The 20,210-nt window shown below is 70.1% G+C and carries 20 protein-coding genes; 12 read left to right on the top strand and 8 right to left on the bottom strand.

Annotated features, from left to right (window positions below):
• Positions 1-26: 26 nt before the first annotated feature.
• A complete protein-coding gene (locus ACRX5W_RS23500; protein WP_436790253.1) occupies positions 27-2,417 on the bottom strand; it encodes an outer membrane protein assembly factor BamB family protein in 2,391 nt (796 codons plus the stop codon).
• 237 nt (positions 2,418-2,654) lie between these two features.
• Here ACRX5W_RS23500 and cutA point away from each other — a divergent pair, with 237 nt between their 5' ends.
• Complete coding sequence (gene cutA, locus ACRX5W_RS23495) at positions 2,655-2,981, top strand: divalent-cation tolerance protein CutA (RefSeq protein ID WP_436790252.1); 327 nt, start codon at positions 2,655-2,657, stop codon at positions 2,979-2,981.
• A gap of 148 nt (positions 2,982-3,129) precedes the next feature.
• Here the strand turns inward: cutA and ACRX5W_RS23490 are convergent, their stop codons facing one another.
• The 5 genes from ACRX5W_RS23490 to ACRX5W_RS23470 all read right to left on the bottom strand — a co-directional run bounded on the left by ACRX5W_RS23490 (position 3,130) and on the right by ACRX5W_RS23470 (position 6,744).
• Positions 3,130-3,915 (bottom strand): ferritin-like domain-containing protein, encoded by a 786-nt coding sequence (locus ACRX5W_RS23490; protein ID WP_436790251.1) that lies wholly within the window; start codon positions 3,913-3,915, stop codon positions 3,130-3,132.
• A 213-nt stretch (positions 3,916-4,128) separates the two neighbouring features.
• Positions 4,129-5,004, bottom strand: a complete 876-nt coding sequence (gene rarD, locus ACRX5W_RS23485; protein ID WP_436790250.1) for an EamA family transporter RarD — start codon at positions 5,002-5,004, stop codon at positions 4,129-4,131.
• A 168-nt stretch (positions 5,005-5,172) separates the two neighbouring features.
• Positions 5,173-5,916, bottom strand: coding sequence for a GntR family transcriptional regulator (locus ACRX5W_RS23480; RefSeq protein ID WP_436790249.1), 744 nt, complete (start codon positions 5,914-5,916; stop codon positions 5,173-5,175).
• Between the two features lie 139 nt (positions 5,917-6,055).
• Positions 6,056-6,541, bottom strand: a complete 486-nt coding sequence (locus ACRX5W_RS23475) for a hypothetical protein (protein WP_436790248.1) — start codon at positions 6,539-6,541, stop codon at positions 6,056-6,058.
• The gene (locus ACRX5W_RS23470; RefSeq protein WP_436790247.1) at positions 6,538-6,744 is read right to left on the bottom strand and encodes a hypothetical protein; all 207 of its coding nucleotides are present in this window, start codon (positions 6,742-6,744) and stop codon (positions 6,538-6,540) included. Before ACRX5W_RS23470 ends, ACRX5W_RS23475 begins: the two co-directional genes overlap by 4 nt.
• 121 nt (positions 6,745-6,865) lie before the next feature.
• Here ACRX5W_RS23470 and ACRX5W_RS23465 point away from each other — a divergent pair, with 121 nt between their 5' ends.
• Together ACRX5W_RS23465 and ACRX5W_RS23460 are read left to right on the top strand one after the other, a co-directional pair.
• On the top strand, positions 6,866-7,828 hold the full coding sequence (locus tag ACRX5W_RS23465; RefSeq protein ID WP_436790381.1) for a helix-turn-helix domain-containing protein: 963 nt from the start codon (positions 6,866-6,868) through the stop codon (positions 7,826-7,828).
• The gene (locus ACRX5W_RS23460) at positions 7,770-7,898 is read left to right on the top strand and encodes a DUF397 domain-containing protein (RefSeq protein WP_436790246.1); all 129 of its coding nucleotides are present in this window, start codon (positions 7,770-7,772) and stop codon (positions 7,896-7,898) included. The genes ACRX5W_RS23465 and ACRX5W_RS23460 overlap by 59 nt, the downstream gene beginning before the upstream one ends.
• 146 nt (positions 7,899-8,044) lie before the next feature.
• On the opposite strand, the gene ACRX5W_RS23455 is transcribed toward ACRX5W_RS23460, so the two are convergent.
• Positions 8,045-8,389 carry a hypothetical protein gene (locus ACRX5W_RS23455; protein WP_436790245.1) on the bottom strand — a complete coding sequence of 115 codons (345 nt, stop codon included), beginning with the start codon at positions 8,387-8,389 and terminating at the stop codon, positions 8,045-8,047.
• Positions 8,390-8,929: 540 nt separating this feature from the next.
• Here ACRX5W_RS23455 and ACRX5W_RS23450 point away from each other — a divergent pair.
• The 4 genes from ACRX5W_RS23450 (at position 8,930) to ACRX5W_RS23435 (ending at position 12,795) form a co-directional block, all read left to right on the top strand.
• Positions 8,930-10,528, top strand: a complete 1,599-nt coding sequence (locus tag ACRX5W_RS23450; protein ID WP_436790244.1) for a (2,3-dihydroxybenzoyl)adenylate synthase — start codon at positions 8,930-8,932, stop codon at positions 10,526-10,528.
• 202 nt (positions 10,529-10,730) lie between these two features.
• Positions 10,731-10,985, top strand: a complete 255-nt coding sequence (locus ACRX5W_RS23445; RefSeq protein ID WP_436790243.1) for an acyl carrier protein — start codon at positions 10,731-10,733, stop codon at positions 10,983-10,985.
• Between the two features lie 49 nt (positions 10,986-11,034).
• A complete protein-coding gene (locus ACRX5W_RS23440) occupies positions 11,035-12,297 on the top strand; it encodes a beta-ketoacyl-[acyl-carrier-protein] synthase family protein (RefSeq protein ID WP_436790242.1) in 1,263 nt (420 codons plus the stop codon).
• 108 nt (positions 12,298-12,405) lie between these two features.
• Positions 12,406-12,795, top strand: a complete 390-nt coding sequence (locus tag ACRX5W_RS23435) for a peptidase inhibitor family I36 protein (protein WP_436790241.1) — start codon at positions 12,406-12,408, stop codon at positions 12,793-12,795.
• A 150-nt stretch (positions 12,796-12,945) separates the two neighbouring features.
• On the opposite strand, the gene ACRX5W_RS23430 is transcribed toward ACRX5W_RS23435, so the two are convergent.
• A complete protein-coding gene (locus tag ACRX5W_RS23430) occupies positions 12,946-14,157 on the bottom strand; it encodes a thiolase C-terminal domain-containing protein (protein WP_436790240.1) in 1,212 nt (403 codons plus the stop codon).
• A 234-nt stretch (positions 14,158-14,391) separates the two neighbouring features.
• Here ACRX5W_RS23430 and ACRX5W_RS23425 point away from each other — a divergent pair, with 234 nt between their 5' ends.
• From ACRX5W_RS23425 to ACRX5W_RS23405, 5 genes are all read left to right on the top strand, one after another.
• Positions 14,392-15,051 (top strand): class I SAM-dependent methyltransferase, encoded by a 660-nt coding sequence (locus ACRX5W_RS23425; RefSeq protein WP_436790239.1) that lies wholly within the window; start codon positions 14,392-14,394, stop codon positions 15,049-15,051.
• Positions 15,052-15,839: 788 nt separating this feature from the next.
• Positions 15,840-16,829, top strand: a complete 990-nt coding sequence (locus ACRX5W_RS23420; RefSeq protein WP_436790238.1) for a hypothetical protein — start codon at positions 15,840-15,842, stop codon at positions 16,827-16,829.
• Between the two features lie 94 nt (positions 16,830-16,923).
• Complete coding sequence (locus ACRX5W_RS23415) at positions 16,924-17,886, top strand: N-acetylmuramoyl-L-alanine amidase (RefSeq protein WP_436790237.1); 963 nt, start codon at positions 16,924-16,926, stop codon at positions 17,884-17,886.
• Between the two features lie 153 nt (positions 17,887-18,039).
• Entirely contained in the window at positions 18,040-19,140 is a 1,101-nt protein-coding gene (locus ACRX5W_RS23410; RefSeq protein ID WP_436790236.1) for a hypothetical protein, read from the top strand.
• A gap of 248 nt (positions 19,141-19,388) precedes the next feature.
• A complete protein-coding gene (locus ACRX5W_RS23405; protein WP_436790235.1) occupies positions 19,389-20,189 on the top strand; it encodes a hypothetical protein in 801 nt (266 codons plus the stop codon).
• The last annotated feature ends 21 nt before the right edge of the window (positions 20,190-20,210 follow it).

Here is a 20,210-nt window from a genome sequence, read left to right as displayed (position 1 = left end):
CCTGCGGCGCCGGGGAGACGAACCGGCTAGGTCTGACGGGCCGTCAGGGCCCGGACCCGGTCGCCGTCGACGACGTACACGAACTGTCCCACCACGACCGGCGCGACCATCGTCAACGTGCCGAACGCCGCTCGCCACCACCAGCGTTCGCGCCCGTCCTCGCGGTCGAGGACGATGAGCACGGCATCGCTGTGCGAGCGCACGCACACCACGTCCCCGGCCGCCAGCACCGGCAGCGTACGGTCCAACTGGCCGCCGACCGGGTCGAGCGGGGGACGGGCGGGGATCGGGTCGCTGACCCACCGGCGCCTGCCGTTCACGATGTCGACGGCGTAGACCCGGCGGTCCTCCCCGCGCAGGAACGCGACGTTCCCGGCCGGGGCGAACGCGATCCCCGCGCTTCCGCCCGCCCATTCGACGTCCCACAGCGCCTTGCCCAGGGCCGGGCTCGCGGCGCGCAGCCGCCCGCCGCCGAGGATGTACAGCGTGCCGTCGTCCAGAAGCGCCATCTCGCCGGGGTTCGGATCGCTGTACAGCAACTCGCCGCTGCGGGCGACGCGCACGACGTACTCGCCGATCTCGGCGGTGCCTTTCCGAAACCGCGCGCACAGCACCAGGTCACGGTCCACGGCCGTGACTATGGAGTCCTCCGCGTCGTCGCGCCACAGCGGTTCGCCCGTCGCGGCGTCGAGGGCGTGGACCGGTTCACGGCCGTCGCCGCTGAGGAAGACCGCGCCGGCGCCGTCCCGGCTGAACGCGGTGCGCCGCGCCTCGCGGCGGTTCCACAGCAGATTGCCGGTGACCGGATCGAGGCCGAACAACTCGCTGTGCCCGCCGATCGCGGTCACGGCCCCGGGCACCGGCCGGTACACCGCGTGCACCCGGAACGACCGCTCGGCACGCGCGAGCCGCCCCGCACTGCGCGCCCACAACCCACGCGCGGCGGCTATGTCGGTACGCCACACCTCCGTGCCGCTCGCGGCGTCCACCAGCGCGATGCGCGTGCCCTGCGCGAGGTACGCCTGCCCGTCGCGCGGCTCACCGGCCATGCGCCAACCGGGCTTCGACCACACCAGGTCGCCGGTCTGCGCGTCGAGAGCGGTCAGGCTGTCACCGTCGGCGAAGAGCATCCCGTCGGCGGCGAAGAGGTTCTGTACTCCGGGGATGCGATGGGTCCACAGGCTCCGCGCGGGCAGTTCGGCGGCCCGCGTTCCCTGCGACGACGCGACGACCGGGGCGCTGTCGGCAACTTCAGCCGGTGCGATGTCCTCGGGGGCGGCAACCACACCGGTTCCACTGCCCGTCGCAGCAGGCGCCTGAGGTTGTCCGCCCGTAGCGTTCCCGGTGGCGGAAGCCGCCGTTGGTGGGCGCGAACTCGCTTGCGTCGCCAGGGATTCGGCACCTCGCCTGGCCCCCGGGACCAGTGCCCGGCCCGGTCCTCCCGACGCGACCGCCGCCGAGACCGCGTCGGCCATCTGGGCGGGTAGACCGGCCAGCCCGCCGAGACCCGCGTGGTCCGCCGACCGCGCGTGCCACGCGATGACGTCGCGTGCGGCACGCGGCAGCAACGAACCGAGCTGCCTGGCCTGTTCGCCGATCCGCTCGCGGTCGGGCAGCAGCAGCCGGCCGCGCACGTGGATGCCCGCCACGACGCCGCGCTCGCCACCCTGGCCGCCCAGCCACGCGGCGACTTCGGCGGCACGCGGCCGGGCCAGCGGCACCGGGTCCATCAGCGCCTGCGCCAACGCCGCCAGATCCTCCGGGAGTTCGGCCACGTCGCCGGCCCCGCTCGGCAGCGTCCCCCGGGCGCACAACACCAACAGCACGCCCAGCGCGTACAGATCGGCGGCCATGGTCTCCGGTTCGTCGTCCGACGGCGCGAACGCCCGTCCGGCGAGCGGGAGTCGCCCCCGGGACTCAGACGTGCCACGGTCGAACAGCCGGATCAGGCCGCCGTCGACGAGCTGCGCGCTGGTCACCGACACCAGGACGTTGCCCGGCGAGACGCCCCCGTGCGGAAGCTCGACCGCGTGCATCGCGGCGAGGCCCCGCGCGACGCCGCCCACGATCCGGCCCGCGGCGCGCGGGAGGGCACCGCACGTGGCCAGCAGCTCGGTCAGCGAGGCACCCGGCACGAACCGGCGTGCGTACCAAGGGCGGGCGTCTTCCGCGTCCCACTGGACGATGCGTCCCGCACCCAGGTTGCGGACCCGGGAGAGATCACCCATCACCTCCTCGAAGCGCTCGACGAACCGCCCGTCGGCACGCAGGAGATGCGGATGCGCGAGTTTGACGGTGAGCCACTTGTCATGTGGCGCACGGGCGACGTACACCCGGCCGAAACCGCCCGTGCCGAGGACACCGACCAACTCATGGTCGCCCAGGCGGCGGGGTTCGCCGGGTTCCAGCTCACGCATGCGACGACGCTAGCCGAACGCCGGGCCCGACACACCCCAGGCCCTGCTCCACCAATTGGATCCGGACCGCCCGAAACCCGTCTGACATGCGAGGTTTCCACCGAGTGGAGAAGTCGATCTCACGACGGCCGCCACGCCGAAATCCCGGCCGCGGGACGTGTGTTGGCGATCCGAGACCGGGAGCAAAGAACGCAACTCGCCCATCTCGCGGTCAGGCGGCCCGACTACGCTCGCCGCATGACCGACTACGTGACCGTCCTCACCACGACCGGCACCGCCGAGGCGGCCGAAGCGCTCGCCGACTCCGCCGTCCGCGCCCGCGTGGCCGCCTGCGCGCAGATCGTCGGCCCGATCACCAGTGTCTACCGCTGGGAGGACGAGGTGCAGCGCGAACAGGAGTGGCAGGTCGTCTTCAAGACGACCGCCGCGCGCTACCCCGCCCTTGAAGCCCACATCAAGGCCGAGCACACCTACGACGTCCCCGAAGTCATCGCCACCCCGATCACCGCGGGCAGCCCGGCGTACCTCGCCTGGCTCGCCGCGGAGACCGCGGTGCCGCAGTGACGTGCGGGGCGTTCGCGGCCTTCAGGTCCGAGGCGCGTGTCTCCGGCAGGCACCCGTGCTCCGCCTGGCCCGATGCCGCCCGATGACGCCACCGCGCCCGTCCGGCCCCGGGCGCGGGTGACGTATCGGGCGGGCCGTGCCCGTGGGGTCAGGCGAACTTCGGCTGGGTGGAACCGGGTTTGGGGGCCATCGCGTTGCGGCGTTCCGGGGGACGCAGGGTGACCATGCGGCGCGTGCCCCAGAGACGGTCGTACAGGTACGTCGCCTGGATGCCGGCCTTCAGGAGCGCGCGTTGGGCCCGGGGCCAGCGCAGGATGCGGCCCATGTGCTCCATGACCGCGAGGCTGACGTCGCGGTTGACCTTGATCTCGGCCCGCGCGGTCTTGCGCAACGCCCGCTTGATGCGCGCCGCACCGCCGTTGTCGGAGAGCCGCAGCAACTCCTCGTGGCAGTACGCGAGATGGTTCTCCTCGTCGTCGCAGATCATGCGGATGCCGCGTCCGACGTCGGGATCGTCGCCGAGATAGCGGCGGAGCAACCGCATGTCCTCGGCGGCGCGTTGCTCGGTGACGCGGCTGTGCACGAGGTAGTCGACGATGTCGGCTTCGGTCATCGGCTCGTCGCGCTTCAGGCGCTCGTGCGCGAGCCCGATGCCCTGGCGTTCGAGAAGCATGCAGTAGTCGGTCTCGGGTGGCACGTCGACCGGTTCGAGCCCGCGCCGATGCAGCATCGCACGGAAGATTCGCCCGTGTTTGTCCTCGTCGGCGCCGTGCCGCGCGACCTTGGGCGCGAGTTCGGCGTCGGGGACGAGGGCCGCGATCCGGGCGTTCTCCCAACCGCCTTGGCTCTCACCTTTGGCGGCGATGCTACAGAACAACCGGAACGCGTCGTCGTCGCGGTGGATTTCCTGGAGTATGCCGCGTGCGCTGAGCATGATCGGCCACCCTTCCCCACAGGTACCGTTGACGCCGTTTTGACGCATATGTCTTCCACGGTAACGCAACCGACAGTAGGCCACATGTCGGCGCCCGGTAGCGGAAACCTTCCTTCCGGAGGAGAATTTGCCCGCACATCGGGCGCCACACACGTCACCGCTCACCGGCCGGCTCGGGCTCGGCCCTGCCGGTTACCCCCGGACAACGCCCGGTCATGCCATCTGAGTCGAGCGCCTGGAGTCGTGCACGAGGAGGAGCAGCGCGGCCCAGACAAGGGCGAAGCCCATCCATCGGGCGGTCGGCATCGGTTCGTGCAGGATGGCGACTCCGATGCCGAACTGCATGGCGGGCTCCAGATATTGGAGTAAGCCGAGTGTGCTCAGGGACACCCTGCGTGCGGCGGCGGCGAAAAGCAGCAGCGGAGTCACCGCGAGGCCGGTGGTGATGAGCATCAGGGAGTTTCCGGTTCCCGCTGCGACAAATGTGCCGGTGCCGCGCCACGCCAACCACGCCAGACAGGCGGACGCCGGAATGAACATCACGGCGATCTCGACCGTCATGAAGTGTGCCACCGGCAGCTTCACGGTCTTTTTCAGGTACGCGTACACCGCCCACGAGCCCGCCAACGCGAGCGCGATCCACGGCACGTGTCCGTACGCCGCGATCAGGACGAGCACCGCGCCGAGCCCCAGGGCCACCGCCGCCGACTGTGTCGCGCGCAATCGCTCGCCGAGCAGGAGGACGCCTGTCCCCACGATGGCCAGTGGTGCGACGAAGAAGCCCAGCGCCGCCTCCACGACACGGCCGCTGTTGACGCCGTGGATGTAGACGCACCAGTTGAACGAAAGCACGGCGGAGGCAAGGCAGATTCTGCCCAGCAGGGCGGGTGCGCGGACCACTCCCCGGATCCACGCCCACTGTCCCCGTATCGCAAGAAACCCGATCATAAGAAAGAGCGACCACACCGTGCGGTGGGCGATGAGTTCCACGGAACCCGCGAAATCGAGCAGGGGCCAGTAAAGCGGAAAAAGCCCCCACAGCCCGTATGCGCCCAACCCCAATCCCAGTCCGTGGCGGTCATCGTTCATGCCGGAATGGTAAATTCGGCACGACGAATTCACTATGCCCTGGCGCCTATGGGATAAATGGCCTGACCGATTGACATCAAGGGATCCACCCGGGAAGCAGTGCGAATATTCTTGGCAGCTCCGGTTGACCTGTCAAACGGTCAATAAGGCCTTTTTCTTCATCTCGACTCAGCCCAGGGCGTACGAGGCCTCCAACTCGCGCTGCCCCGGAAGAAGCATGTTCTCGACCGCGAAGACCGGGTTTCCCGCCGAATCGATGACGGCGATCCAGATCAGCAGCGCGGGAGTTCCGGGCGCTGTTTCCAACGCCTCCGCCTCGCTCTCGTCGACGGCCCGAGCCGTCACGGCCTCGGTGGCACGTGCGAGGCGGATGCCCTTGCGGTCCTCAAGATGGGCTCTCAGCCCGCCCGGAACGAGTGCCTCCGAGCCCAGGCTCGTGCCTTCGACCACCGGCAGCGGGAAATACGTCGATATGAGCTCGGCCGGCCTGCCATCGGCGTGCACAAGGATCCGGCGGACCAGAACGGGCGTTCCGTCCGGCAGGTTCAGCATGTCCCGCACCCGGGGCGACGCGACGACGTATCCGACTCTGAGCAGAGTTCCGGCCGGTGCCTCGTCGAGGGACAACAGGCACGTGCCCCGACGCTCCGGTTCGGCGGCGCGGCGCGCGAGCACGAACCGCCCCCGGCCCTGCTGGGCCCGAAGCCAGCCGTTGCGGGCCAGGATCTCCAAGGCCCTGACGACCGTGGGCCGCGAACACCCGAACTCCTCGGCGAACGCCGCCTCCGTCGGAAGCAAGGCACCGACCGGATACGTCCCGTCCTCTATACGCTCCTGCACCGCTCGCGCGAGTCTCGCGTACTTGGGCGGGGGCACTTCGAAGGGCGCGGCGAGCGCCTTGTGTTCAACCATTTGCGTATGGTACTGACAACCTGTCGACCTGCCCGAAGGCCGTACCTCGCAAATTGGATAGCAGTGAATAAAGCGTGAGAGTCGGTTCCGCATTCCTCGCCGAGGAATCGCGAGCCGCCGGAAGCCCTCGGCAAGCAGTTCAATTATCCGCGCCCGTCGCACTTCGCTGTCGAAGGTCCGCGGAGGCTCCCGAACCGTATGAGCGCAACTCCGGCTCGCGGAACCACCCCTCGCGCCGGCGGGCTTGGACGGCGGCAATCTCCTCCGGAGGGATGACCCCGTCGGAGATCAGCCACCACGCGTGGCCGTAGTCGACTTCGCGGGCGAAGGCCAAGCGTGCGGCTTTGTCGGCGAAGGGCGCCTCGCGCACGGAACGGCCGTAACTGGCCACGGTGTCGACGATGGCGAGTGCTCGTTCCGAGGCGTGGTCGCGAGCACGGTTGATCGCGCGCATCACGTGGGCTTGGTCGACGCCCCAGGCGATGAGGACGACGCGCGGGTACTGGGCGAGCGGTTCCCACTTGGGTGCCGAGTGCGGAGGCGTGGCGAAGGGTGCGGGCCTGACGCTGCGCAGGACGTACGGTCGAACCAGCGTCTCGTCGGACGCTTGTTCGTCGGCGTTCACGCGCGCTCCTCGATCCACTCCGCGAATCGGGCGGCGAACGCGTCCGGGATCACGCCGAGTTCGACGCCCGCAGATCCGTCGGGCAGCAACCCCGGCTGGATGTGCGGGAAATCGAAGCCTGCCGCCCGCATCGCCATCGCAAGTTGCCGCGCCGCATGGGTCGCGTGTGTGGCCGTGTGGCGGCCCGGTGCCGTCTGCTGCATGGTGTCCGATCCGTCGTTGCGATGTTCACTGTGTGTGTATCGACGGTTGCGCATCCGGCATACGATTGGGGAGAGCCACATGTTCGAGCCACCACGCGCGAACATTTGGAAGGGAGATGCTTTGGCCGCTCACCTGCGGGAACTCGATCCGTCGTCACCACGCGGCCTGTACGGCGCGGAACTTCGACGCCTGCGGCTCGCCGCGGGGTCGTCGCTCGACGCTCTGGCGAAAAACCTTCACCGGAGCAAAGCCTTTTTGTCTGATATCGAGCGCGGCGAGACGCCCGTACCACCGGGGCTCTCCGAGCAGTTGGACGCGTTCTTCGAGACTGACGGCATGTTCCTGCGGATGTATCCGGCCGCGCGGAAGGACGTGCATCCGAACCGGTACAAGCGGTTCATGGATCTGGATGCGAAGGCGGAGCAGATTGAGGAGTACGCGGCGCATGTCGTGCCGGGGTTGCTGCAAACTCCGGACTATGCACGGGCGCTGATCAAAAGCAACTCGCCTGACGCGTCCCCTGACGAAGTCGAAACACGAGTCGCTGCTCGCCTGGAGCGCCAAGCCCGGTTTGTTGGTCTCGGCCGCCCGCGTTATTGGGTGGTACTCGATGAAGCTGTGCTCCATCGGCCTGTTGGGGGCCGACAGGCCATGGTGATCCAGCTCAAAGCGCTGCTTCAAGCAGTGGAGAACCGAGTGGTCACCCTCCAAGTAGTGCCGTACGAACTGGGCGAACACCCTGCGTTGGGCGGCTCGTTGACGTTGCTCACCCTGCCCAATCGGTCGCTGGTCGCGTACCTGGAAGGATTCAAATCCGGGGAGCTCGTTGAAGACCCGGTGGGCGCGTCGGAGTATGAGCAGACATACGATCGCCTCCGAGCAGTCGCCCTGCCACCGGAAGCGTCAGCGGAGATGATCCGCGCGGCCCTAAAGGAGTTCAGCTCTAATGACTCGCACGACCCTCACCCTGGGCACACAAGCGTGGCGCAAGAGCAGTTACAGCAACGGCGACGGCGGCAACTGCGTGGAAGTCGCCGCCCGCACTTCCGCCATCGTCCCCGTCCGCGACAGCAAGGACACTGACCGCGGCCACCTCACCATCCCCGCCCCGTCCTGGGCCTCGCTCACCACGGCGCTGAAGGCCGACCGGTAGCACCGCCGCACCCCGCGACCGCGTAAGAGCCACGTCTTCGGCCGCCGTACGATCACGAGCTCGTACGGCGGCCGCAGGCTGTCTCGGAAACCCGTGCCCGCGGCGAAGCGTGCTGCCGCACGTCGGCCGTGGCCCCTGACTCGACGCTAGTTGCGTGACTTCCGCTTCACGAGCAGGAACACCACCACGACCAGAAGGACCACGACAACAATTCCGACGATCGCGAAGATCCCGGCCTTGCTCTTCTTCTTTTTCTTCTTCTTCGTGCTGGTTTTGGTGGTGGCCGCAGGAGCCTTGGCCGCAGGGTTCTTCGGCTTGGCCTCAGGCGCCGGCGCCTGAGGTCCCTTCACCGGCGGCAGTTCCTTGGCCGCCACGACCGCCGACCCGGCACCGGCCGCCGACCCGCCCGACGGCTCGGCCCCCGCGACCGGACCGGCGAACAAGGTCAGCCCAACCGCGAACCCGACGACCGTCGTTATCAAACGACGCACTGTGTCCCCTCCTTGTCGAGACCGCGCACCCAAACCCCAACGGCCGAGCCGGTCCCGAATGCGAGCCCCCAGGCTAGTGCCGTATCACGCCACATTTGAGGGGCCCGCCGACCACGGCCCCTCGGGCTGCCCGCCCGTCGCCGGGAACTCCCGCTCCGCGACCGTCCATGCGCTCGCCGCCGGCGGCCAGATGTCGCCCTGACTGGATCAAGTCCTATGCAGCGAAAGCGAGTTCGATACACTCACGGCTGTGGGGAGAAGAGACTTGTCGGACAGTTGATGCCAGTGATGTGGTCGACACGGAGATCATCGGCCTGATCGGGCCCGCAAGGATCCCGCCGAGCGGATCCGGCGGGCGTGGGCCGTCGTCGGAAGCTGCCGTACCGATTCCGGGGCGGGGGATACGCGTACTCGACAAGCACGGGAACCGGCTCGTAGTGGTGGGCATCACGGGGGGCTCATGGTGGTCAGGGCGTTGCGCGGCCCCACGTAACGAGCGCGGTGTCGACCTGGTGATCAGGACTCTCACGGGGGTGTGTGATGGACGTTGTTCCGTGGCCCGAAGTCTTCGCCGCGCGTTATCGGCGCACAGGTTACTGGCAGGGGTTGCCCCTGGGTGAGCTGCTGCGTGAGCGGGCTCGCAAGTCTCCACACGCACCCGCCGTGCGCTGGGGCGACCAGTGTTGGGACTTCGCCGAACTGGACCGCCGAAGTGACCGACTCGCGGCGGGTCTCGACGGTCTTGGCATCGCCCGCGGAGACCGTGTGGTTGTCCAGTTACCGAACGTCCCCGAGTTTCTCGTGGTTCTGTTCGCGCTCTTCAGGGTGGGCGCGGTGCCGGTGCTCGGATTGCCCGCGTACCGCAGGGCGGAGGCCGTTCACCTGTGCCGGAGCACGGACGCGGTGGCCTACGTCGTGGCGGACACCGACCCGGATCGAGGGTTCGATTACCGCATACTGGCCGACGAGGTCGTGGCCGAGGCGCCGTCGCTGCGGCATGTGCTGGTCGCGGGCGACGCAGGGGCACACACGCCGCTGGACGAGATCAACGCGGAGCCGATGGCGATCCCGCCGCCCCGAGCGCAGGACCCCGCCCTGCTGCTGGTCTCGGGCGGAACCACCGGAGTTCCCAAGCTCATTCCGCGTACACACGACGACTACTTCTACAACGTGCGCGCCAGTGCCGAGGTCTGTGGCCTGGGCGAGAACAGTGTCTACCTGGCCGCTCTGCCGGTCAGCCACAACTTCGCGCTCGCGTGTCCCGGAGTACTGGGCGCGCTGTACGCCGGAGGCACCGCCTTGCTGTCGGCGTCGAGTCGGCCGCAGGATGTCTTCGCCGAAATCGAACGGTTCCGAGTCACCATCACGGCGGCGGTGCCGCCGCTGGCCGCGCAGTGGGCCCAGGCCGCGGCGCGCAGCCGCTGGGATCTGAGCTCGCTGCGGGTGCTCCAGGTCGGGGGCGCCCGGTTGTCCGAGGCGGCGGCACGGAAGATCGACGAGGCTTTCGGCGGCGCGTTGCAGCAGGTCTTCGGCATGGCCGAGGGCCTGCTCAGCTACACCCGCCTGGACGACGACACGGACACGGTCGTCACCACCCAGGGCCTGCCGCTGAGCCCGGACGACGAACTGCGCATCGTGGACGCCGAGGGCACGGACGTGGCGCCGGGCACGGTCGGCAGCCTGCTCACCCGCGGGCCCTACACCCTGCGGGGCTACTACCGCGCGCCCGAGCACAACCGCCTCGCCTTCACCTCCGACGGCTTCTACCGCACGGGTGACCTGGTGCGTCTCACCCCCCACGGCCGACTGGTGGTGGAGGGCCGGGAGAAGGACCTGGTGAACCGGGCCGGGACCAAGATCTCCGCGGACGAGGTGCAGGACCACCTGCGCGCCCATCCGGCGATCCTCGACGCCGCACTCGTCGCCGTACCCGACGCCAGACTGGGAGAACGGTCCTGCGCCTGCCTCGTCCTGAGTGACGGGCACGGTACGACGCCGCCCGACGTGGCCGGTTTCCTGCGCGACCGCGGACTGGCGGCGTACAAGATCCCGGACACGGTCCTCGTCTACGACTCTTTTCCCCTGACCAGCGTGGGCAAGGTCGACAAGCGCGCCCTGGTTCGCGACATCACCTCGTGATCGGGCCTCCTCCCGGCAAAGAGGCGGTCATATACGGACGAGGGCACGGCACCGCGTCCGAAGTGCCCGCCCTGGGCCGCCCGTTGCCGCCCGTTGCCGCCCGCCTCGTCCGCTCGGGACGCGGCACTGATGTCTTCCGCCGTCTTGTCCCCGAGGCCCTTGTGCGCACGCCCGGGCCTGTGCTCTTCGAAGGAGTGACCTCATGAGTCATGACATGCAGACCTTCCTGGCCGACACATTCCGCGAGTGGCAGATCTCGGACGGCCCGATCACCGGGGGCGTCCTGATCGGCGACGGCGGGCTGGGCATCGACTCGCTGCTGCTGACCGAGCTGGAGACCCGGTTCTACACCGAGTTCGGAGTGGAACTGGAGTCGGCGGACGTGAAGCGAATGCCGTTGATGACCGTCGACGAACTGGCCGCGCTCCTGGCCGACCGGGCGCAAGGCGTCACCTGACGATCTTTCACCACCACCGCCAGGACGCCCGCAACCGGAAAGGACAGCCATGCGCAGGCGCGTAGTCGTCACCGGAATCGGCGTCGTCACCCCACTCGGTGACGACCCGGACAAGGTCATGCAGCAACTCATGGAGGGCTCGACGGCGATCGGTAAGACGACCAGGTTCGACACCACCGGCCTGCGTGCGGACGCTGCCGCCGAACTTCCGTCGTTCGAACCGGGCCGCTACACGATCAGCCGACGGGACACCTTCATCCTGGACGTCTGGCAGCAGTACGTCGTGGCCGCCGCGGAACTGGCGGTCCGTGACGCCGAACTGCCTTTGGCCCGCAACGAGATCTCCTCCAAAGACCGGGCGGAGCCAGGCCATCCCCGTTATGGGGCGTCGGTCGGCACCGCCTACCTGAGCGGGGCGTTTCTCGCCGAACAGCTCTACAAACTGCGTGACACGGGCCCTCGGGGTGTGTCGCCCCGGCTGCTGCCCTCCACCGTCCCCAACGGGGCGACCTCGGTGGTCTCCATCCGCTACGGCCTGCGCGGCCCGCTCATCACGGTCAGCAGCGCCTCGGCGGCCGGAACCGACTGCGTCATCGCCGCCTACGACCGCATCCGCCAAGGCCGGGCGGACGTCATGCTGGCCGGAGGTGGCGAGGCAGGCGTCAACCTTCCGACCGTGGTGGCCCTGAGCCGGCTCGGCACCATCTCCCCGACCGGTGCGTGCCGCCCCTTCGACCAGGACAGGGACGGCACGGTCATCGGCGAGGGCGCCGCGATCCTGGTCCTGGAGGAGTACGAACACGCACGGCGGCGCGGCGCCCGCATCCAAGGCGAACTCCTCGGCTACGGGCAGCGCGGTGACGCCTTCGACCTGGCGGAACTGCCCGCCGCGGCCCCCAGCCACATCGACTGCCTGCACGAAGCCCTGGACGACGCCGGCATCTCGCCGTCCGACGTGGGATACGTCAACGTGCACGGCACCGGCACCGTGTCCAACGACCGCGCCGAAGCCCACGCGGTACGCACCGTCTTCGGCACCGGACCCGACGCGCCGTACGTGGGCTCCGTCAAGGGCAGCACGGGCCACATGGGAGGAGGGGCCGGGGCCTTCGAGATCATCGTCGCGATGCTCGCCGGCAGCCGCGGCGAGGTCCCGCCCACGGTCGGTCTGACCAACCCCGCGGAGGACTGCAACCTGCGCCACGTCATCGGCAAGGGCATCAGCGCCGCCGTCCCCTACGCCGTCTCCGCCGGCAACGGCCTGGGCGGTAACTGCTCCGCCCTCGTCATCCGGGGCACGGCAGACCGGTAGTAGCCCGCCGAGTCCCGGCGGCCGCGGCCGCCGTATCCCCCATTCGGCGGATGGCACCGGCTGCAACCAACCGGTCACCCTGAGCGCACACGGCGGAAGGAGACTCTTGTGCGTTTGAGATCCGCGTTGGCGGTTTTGGCGTCGGCGGCGTTCCTGACATTCGGACCGGTTCCGGGGGCCGGCGTGGCCGCTGCCGCACCCCCCTGCCCGGCGGGGGCGGGCTGTCTCTGGCCGATGTCGGACTTCCAGGGAACGGCCATCACCGTGTGGCCCAACGGCGCGTTCAACCAGTGCTTCGCGATCCCGGACCGGCAGGACGCCCTGTCGTTCTGGAACCGCAGCGGCGCCACCATGTTCGTGTACGCGCAATCCGATTGCCGTCCGGACCTCGGCTACTACGGCGTCCCGAACGAGGACGGGACAGGCCGGCTGACGAAGATTTCGTTCGGCTACTGCTTCGACAACGGGGTGTGGCCAGGCTGCCCCAAGCAGGACTGACAGCACCCGGCCCGCGAGTCCGCGCGACGCCTGCCTCCGAGGTCGTCCCCGACACTACGGACGGCGTGGTGGGGCGCGGCTCGCCCGGGCCGCCGCATCGCCCGGCTCAGAGAATGCCGCAGGAACACCGGTCGGCCGTACGACCGGGGTTCAGAACCGGGCGCGCCGGTACAGGCCCACGACCGCGGCGCCGCCGAGGCCGATGTTGTGGGTGAGGCCGATCTCGGCACCCGCCACCTGCCTGGCTTCCGCTTCGCCGCGCAGGTGCCAGGTGATCTCGGTGGCCTGGGCCAGGCCTGTCGCGCCCAGAGGATGGCCTTTGGAGATCAGGCCGCCGGACGGGTTGACGACCCACTTGCCGCCGTGGGTGGTGGCGCCTTCGGCGACGAGTTTGGCGCCTTCGCCGTCGGAGGCCATGCCCAACGCCTCGTACGTCAGGATCTCGTTGATCGAGAAGCAGTCGTGCAGTTCGATCACGTCCACGTCGTCGATGGTCAGACCGGACCCGGCGAAGACGCGGTCGGCGGCGAGGCGGGACATGGATTTCCCGACGGCGTTGACGACGGAGCCGTCGAAGCTGTCCGCCGTGTCGGTGGTCATGGTCTGGGCGACGATTTCGACGGCCTTGTCCTGGAGCCCGTGTTCGCGGACGAACCGTTCGCTCGCCACGACGACCGCGGCGGCGCCGTCCGAGGTGGGCGAGCACTGGAGCCTGGTCAGCGGCGCGTGGATCTCCTTGGCGGCCAGGACGTCTTCGAGCGAGTACTCGTCGCGGAACTGGGCGTACGGGTTGTCCACCGAGTGCCGGTGGTTCTTGACCGCGACGAGCGCGATCTGCTCCTGGGTGGCGCCGTACCGCTCCATGTATTCGCGTGCGGCGTTGCCGAAGATCTGCGCGGCGGGCGGGGCGGCGACGAACGGGTACTTCTTCGCCATGATGCCGTAGTGCCGGCCGACCGGGCTGCTCGCCATGTCGCCGCTGCCGCTGCCGCCGCCGAGGGCGCCCTTGGACATCCGCTCGAAGCCCAGGGCAAGCACACAGTCGTTGATGCCGCCCTGCACGAACTGACGGGCCATCATGAGCGCCGACGAGCCGGTCGCACAGTTGTTGTTGACGTTGTAGACGGGAATGCCGGTCAGGCCGAGTTCGTAGACCGCCCGCTGACCTTGGGTGGACGGGCCGGAGCAGTAACCGACCGGCGCCTGCTCGACGAGGTCGTACGAAATCCCCGCGTCGGCGAGTGCCTTCTCCCCCGCCTCCTTGGCCATGTCGGGGTACTGCCAGTCCCTGCTGCCCGGCTTCTCGAACTTGGTCATGCCGACGCCGACGATGAAGACCCTGCCGGCCCCTGAGTCGCTCACTGGCCCTGCCTCCCACCACGCGCAAATGGACATTTCGACGAGTTGTCATGGCGAACACCCGCGCACGCGGCGTCCGACTCCCGCGATGCTAGAACGTGTTCCACCCAAGGGGGAGGGCCTGTCGATCGCCGCGGATGTGGCCCTCGCCACGGCACGCGCCCGCGCGGCTGGGGCAGGATGATCGCCGACACGCCCCGGAGCAGCCGGGGCGACGCCTCAGAGCAGGGGACGCGCATGACGGACCGCTCCACCGCCACCGGCGCGATCGACCCCCGCGTACTGGACGCCTTCGACGCGGCGGTCGGGTTCATGCCCGCCGACGAGGGGGCGGCGTTGTACGCGGCGGCGGTCGAGGCGGCCAAGGTCGGTCCGCTGCTCGAACTCGGCACGTACTGCGGCCGTTCGACGATCCTGCTCGCGGCCGCGGCCCGCGACGCGGGGACGGTGGTGGTCACGCTCGACCACCACCGGGGCTCGGAGGAGCAGCAGCCCGGCTGGGAGTACCACGACCCGACGCTGGTCGACCCCGAGGTCGGTGCGATGGACACCCTGCCGACGTTCCGGCGCACCTTGTACCGCGCGGGACTGGAGGACCACGTCGTCGCCCTGGTGGGCCGCTCGCGCACGATCGCGCCGCTGTGGAACACCCCGGTCGGCATGGTCTTCATCGACGGCGGCCACACCGACGAGCACGCGAACGGCGACTACGAGGGCTGGGCGCCGCACGTCGCGCAGGGCGGACTGCTGGTGATCCACGACGTGTTCCCGAATCCGGACGACGGCGGACAGGCGCCGTACCGGGTCTATCTGCGGGCACTCGCGTCGGGGGCGTTCACCGAGTCGGCGGGACACGGGTCACTGCGGGTGCTGCGGCGTACGGGACACGGCATCTGAACGCGAACGGGGTTGACACGCACGCCTGGCACGACGGGCTGCGCCCCCGTGCGCGAGGGAAGCCCCGCAAACATCAGGCAAGTCAGTGACACAGGTGTGTCCGAGGCGGGACACTGTGTGCCCCGACAAGGTCCGTACGTGACAGGATCGACATGACCGAGGGCGAGCAGTACGAGCGGGTTTGGGATGCGGCGACGCGCCGCTGGGTGACTCGCCCGTCGGTTCCGTCGACCGCGGAAGGGGCGTCCGCCGCCGCTCCGCCGGACCGGGCTGCCGGTGCCGGTCCGCGCGCTGGGCGACCGCCGAATCCGGTCGGCCCGGAACCCGCCGACGACGAGCCGACCGCGACGCAGCCGAGTGTGGTCGACCCGGCGCCCAGGCCCCGGCGTACCCCTCCACCGCGTCCGACGCAGGCCCCGAACGTGCACTTGGGCGGACCGGGCGGCGGGCCGAACGCCGGTGCGGTGCGCGGAAATCCGGGGGCCGCGGGGACTCCGCCGGGCACGGCGGGCCCGGGTACGCCGGACGCTCCTCGCAGCCCCGGTGATTCCCCGCCGGGGTCGCGGCATCCGGCGCCACCGACCGCGCTCGGCAACCTGCCCGCACAGACGGCGGGTTCGCCCGGTTCGCCCGGTCCCGGCGCGCAGGGTCCGGGACGGCCGGGCCCGGGACGGCAGGCTCCCGGTCCGCAGGCGCCCCCACAGACCCCGGGTGCCCAGGCCGCCGAACCGCGGCCTTACGACCCGCAGGCGCCCGGCTGGTTCGCGCGCAGCCAAGAACCTCCGCCCATGCCGCGCGGTTCCACGTTCGCCGACGCGGCGGGCAGCCGCACGCCGCCCAAAGGCACCGACCTTCGCGCGAGCGGGCCCGGCACTCCCACTCAGGGTGCGAACGGGCCGTACGGCAGCGGCCCGGGGTCGGCCACCGTCGCGGGCATGCCGACCGCGCCCGGCGCCGCGTGGAACGCGATCCCGTCGGCGCCGCCCACCGGGCCGGGGCGCATCGCGCCACCGTACGACCAGCCCCCGGGCGGCGGTTCGCCCCCGCACGTTTCCGGAGACTCCGGCGGCGACAACCGGGTGCGCACGCTCGCGGTCATCGCCGTGATAGTGGCCCTCATCGCGGCGGCGGTCACCGTGGTCGTGTGGCAGCCGTGGAGCGACGACGACACGGCGTCGGTCGCGGACGCCTCGGGCGGGCCGACCGGACAGACCGGATCGGCGACGGGGACAGGCCCGACGCCCACGCCGACACCGTCCGGCGGAAACGGGACACCGTCGCTGTCCACTTCACCCTCCGCGTCACCGTCGCCGTCCCCCTCCGCCTCGCCGTCCGCCGACCCGGGCGAGCAGGCCCGCGCGCTGAGCAACCTGCTGGACCACAGCGGATCGTCGCGGCAGTCGGTGATCGCCGCGGTCAACAACGCCCAGGCGTGCACGGCACTCGACTCGGCGTACGCCGATCTGAACAACGCGGCCGTGACGCGCAGGTCACTGGTCGAGCAACTGAACACGCTCAAGTTCGACGCTCTTCCCGAGGTACAACCGGCGCTGGAACAACTGCGCACCGCCTGGCTGGAATCCGCCTCGGCCGATGACCACTACGCTGCATGGGCCGAGGCCCAGTCGACTGACGGCTGCGGCGCGGGCGAGGCCGACAAGGCCGCCGGCGACGCCGCCAGCGGCCGGGCAACAGCTGCCAAACAAGCGTTCGTACGGGCGTGGAACGACATCGCGACCCGTTACGGACTGCCGACGAGGACCGAACTTGCCATTTGACCCGTCAGAACCCTGGGAGCCCTGGGACAGCCCTCCGGCCCCCAGGTCCAGCCGTGCGCGTGACCGCTCCGAGCCCCGCCGAGGTCGCACGCGCGTGACGGTCGGCGTCGCGGTCGCGGCGCTGGCGCTGATCGGAACGACCGCACTCGCGGTCGAGTGGCGCAACGACGACTCAGGCGGCACCGCGTCCGCCGCGGCGACCTCGCCACCGGTCTCCTCACAGGCCGCAACCACCGTGCCCGGCAAGGGAGTCGACACACCGTCAGGTGCCTCGCCCAACGCGGACGGACCACAGGCGACCGCGAACCGACCGGGTGCGTCCGCATCCGGGCCGGCCGTTCCCCCCGCCCCCGCTTCTCCTGCTGTTCCGCCGAACTCGGCGCCGCTGGCCGGGAAGACCGTCGTGATCGACCCGGGCCACAATCCGGGCAATGCGCGCCACACTCGCGAAATCGGCCGCCAGGTCGACGCGGGCGGCTTCGACAAGAACTGCGACGAGACCGGCACGCAGAGCAACTCCGGCTACACGGAAGCCGCGTTCACCCTCGATGTCGCCAACCGCGCCCGCCAGTTGCTCACCGGGCTCGGTGCCAAGGTCGTGTTCACGTGGGACAACGACCGCCCGTGGGGACCGTGCATCGACGAACGCGCGCGCGTCGGCAACGAGGCGCGGGCAGATGCGGTCGTGTCGATCCACGGTGACGGAGCGGGGCCGACCGCGTACGGTTTCCACGTGATCGTCCCGGACGCCGTGATCGCCGGCACCGCCGACACCCGGCCGATAGCCGCCCCCTCGCGCGCGCTCGGCGACGCGCTGGTGGCGGCGTTCGCCGAGAACACCGGTACGGGCCCGGCGAATTACATCGGGCAGGACGGCATCGACGTACGTGACGATCTGGGCGGGCTGAATCTGTCCACCGTGCCGAAGGTCTTCATCGAATGCGGCAACATGCGCAATGCCCAGGACGCGACCCGGATGAGCGATCCCGCGTGGCGGCAAAAAGCCGCGCAGGGCATCGCGTTCGGCATCCGCGACTTCCTGTCGAAGGGGTCTTGACACAAGCCCCCTACGCACCAACGCACCTGAAACATCCGTAAGCTCCCCGGACCCGAACACCGCGTCACCCGGCCGCACTCCGCACGCGCGGCGTCCTCGGGGACATCCGGGAGCGCTCGCGTCCACGTCCCCATCACGACCCAGAGGAGCATCGTGAACCCAAGAGGCCTCACACGGGGAGACGGCCTTGTCTTCGTCTGCGTCGGACTCATCTTCGGCTTCTCGTTCGCGCCGTACATGAAAGCGTCGGCGTCGGGCGGTGGCCCCGGCGGCGGTTCGAGTTTCGACGAGGACGACTTCGACTACGACAGTTCGAGCAGCTCCTCCGGCGACGACTTCACGGTCAACGCCTGGGCCCAGGACCACTGGCCGCTCATGGCAGTGGTCGTCCTGCTGCCGATCATCGCGTTCGTGCTGCTCGTGGCGCACCGCTACATGGTGAACTCCGACCAGCGCCCGGTCGGCGGGCTGACGTTGCGTCAGTGGGCCACGGCGTTCAGTGTGGTCGCGGCGTGGGCGGCACTGTGGTCGCTCGGCGGCAACGTGTTCGGCAACGCGGACTTCGGGTTCGAGATGCAGGGCATCGACCTCGAACACGGCTTCGGCGCGTTCGTCATCCTGCCGTTCACGGTGCTCATGGCGCTGCTGATGATGGTCATCGACCGCTCTCCGGCGCTGGCGTACCCGCTGTTCGTCGCGGCCCCGGCCTACCCGCACGGCTACATCCCGCAGCAGCCGGGCCGGCCCGGCTACGCGGGACAGCCCGGCATGGCACCGTACGGCGCGACCGGCGGCTTCGCCGCACCCGTCGTGCCGCCGGGGACGCCGGTGTCGCAGATGCCGCCGCCGATGACCCACGCCGGGGGGATCCCGGTCGTGGCCCCCGCGGCGGCCGCTGCGGCGACTCCTGCGGCAGCGCCCGCTGCCGCGCCCCCCGGGGCAGCACCGGCTGCCGAGGCCGCGCCGTCTCCCGCCGAAGCACCGGCGGGGCCGCCGGCGGACGCACAGACGGATGCGCAGGCAGACGCCCAGGCAGACCCCCAGGCCGAGCCGGAGTTCGCACAGTTCTGGCTCGCGGTGCCGGAGCCGCGTCCGCTCGCGCCGGTGGGCGGGCTCGACAAGACCCCGGTGGCCACGCTGGTGCCGGGCACCTGGTATCTGGCGGTGGACGCCGCGGGCGACGGCTTCGTCGTCGAGGTCGACGGAGTCCGGGGGGTGCTCCAGGACGCCTCGGGCATCCAGCGCGGCGAGTGACCGCCGAGAGTAACTGCGGAGAGTAACAAGGCACCAATAGCAAACGAACTTTTTCACCTCAAACCGGGCCCCGTCACGTCGCCCCCCGACCGGCGGGGCACGTCCCCCGACCGGATCTGGCACAGTGTCCGACCGGAAGCCTTCAACCCCAAGGCACCGGCAGCGCGCGGGGGCGCGGTCGGTGCGGCAATTTTGGTCGCCCCCGTACCTTGGCGGCGCCCATCCCCCTCGGGAGGAGACCCCAACTAGTGGACATCAAGAAACTCACGCGCGGTGATGCGGTTGTCGCGCTTGCGGCACTGCTGATCTTCATCTTCTCGTTCCTCGCCTACTTCGAGACCGAGTACATGGGCCAGTCGGACTCGGTCAATGCCTGGGACAACGAAGCCATCCCCGGCGCGGCTGCATCGCTGGTCCTGGTTCCGGTCGTCGCCGCGATTTTGTTCATCGTCGGCGGGCTGCAGCCGCGCCCGGTGGTGTTCCTCGGCCTCAACCTGCGGCAGTGGGCAACCCCGCTCGCCGTGGTGTCCCCGTTGTACGCGATCTGGACGATCGCCGGCGGCCCGGAGGGCATCGACGCCGGTATTGGGGCCATCTTCATCCTGCTCGCGACTCTGATCCTCGCCGGTGCCGTCATCGCCACCGAGATGGTCCCCGCCCTCAAGGCCCCCCTCGGCCTCGGCGGCGGTGCGGGTGCGGGTGCCCCGCAGGGCGGCGCTCCGTACGGCGGCCAGCCCGCCGGCGGCTTCTCCGGTGCCCCGCAGGGCGGTGCCCCCTACGGCGGCAGCCAGCCCGGTCAGTTCGGCGGTGCCCAGGCGGCTCCCGCCGGTGCGGCGGCCGCGCCTGCGGCCGACCCGTCGTTCCAGCCGTACTGGTTCTCGGTGCCGGACCAGCGTGAGCTGGTGGACGCGCAGACCAACGCGCCGACCGGTTCCCTGAACCCGGGCGTGTGGTACCTCGCGGTCGCGCAGCACGGCCAGGGCCTCCTGGTCGAGGTCGACGGCGTCCGCGGCGTGCTGTGGAACGTCTCGGGCATCCAGAAGTCGTAACACCCTGCCCAACCGAGGGGG

This window comes from Yinghuangia sp. YIM S10712, from assembly GCF_051388935.1.
Lineage (GTDB): Bacteria > Actinomycetota > Actinomycetes > Streptomycetales > Streptomycetaceae > Yinghuangia.
This window is presented reverse-complemented; position numbering and strand designations above follow the sequence as displayed.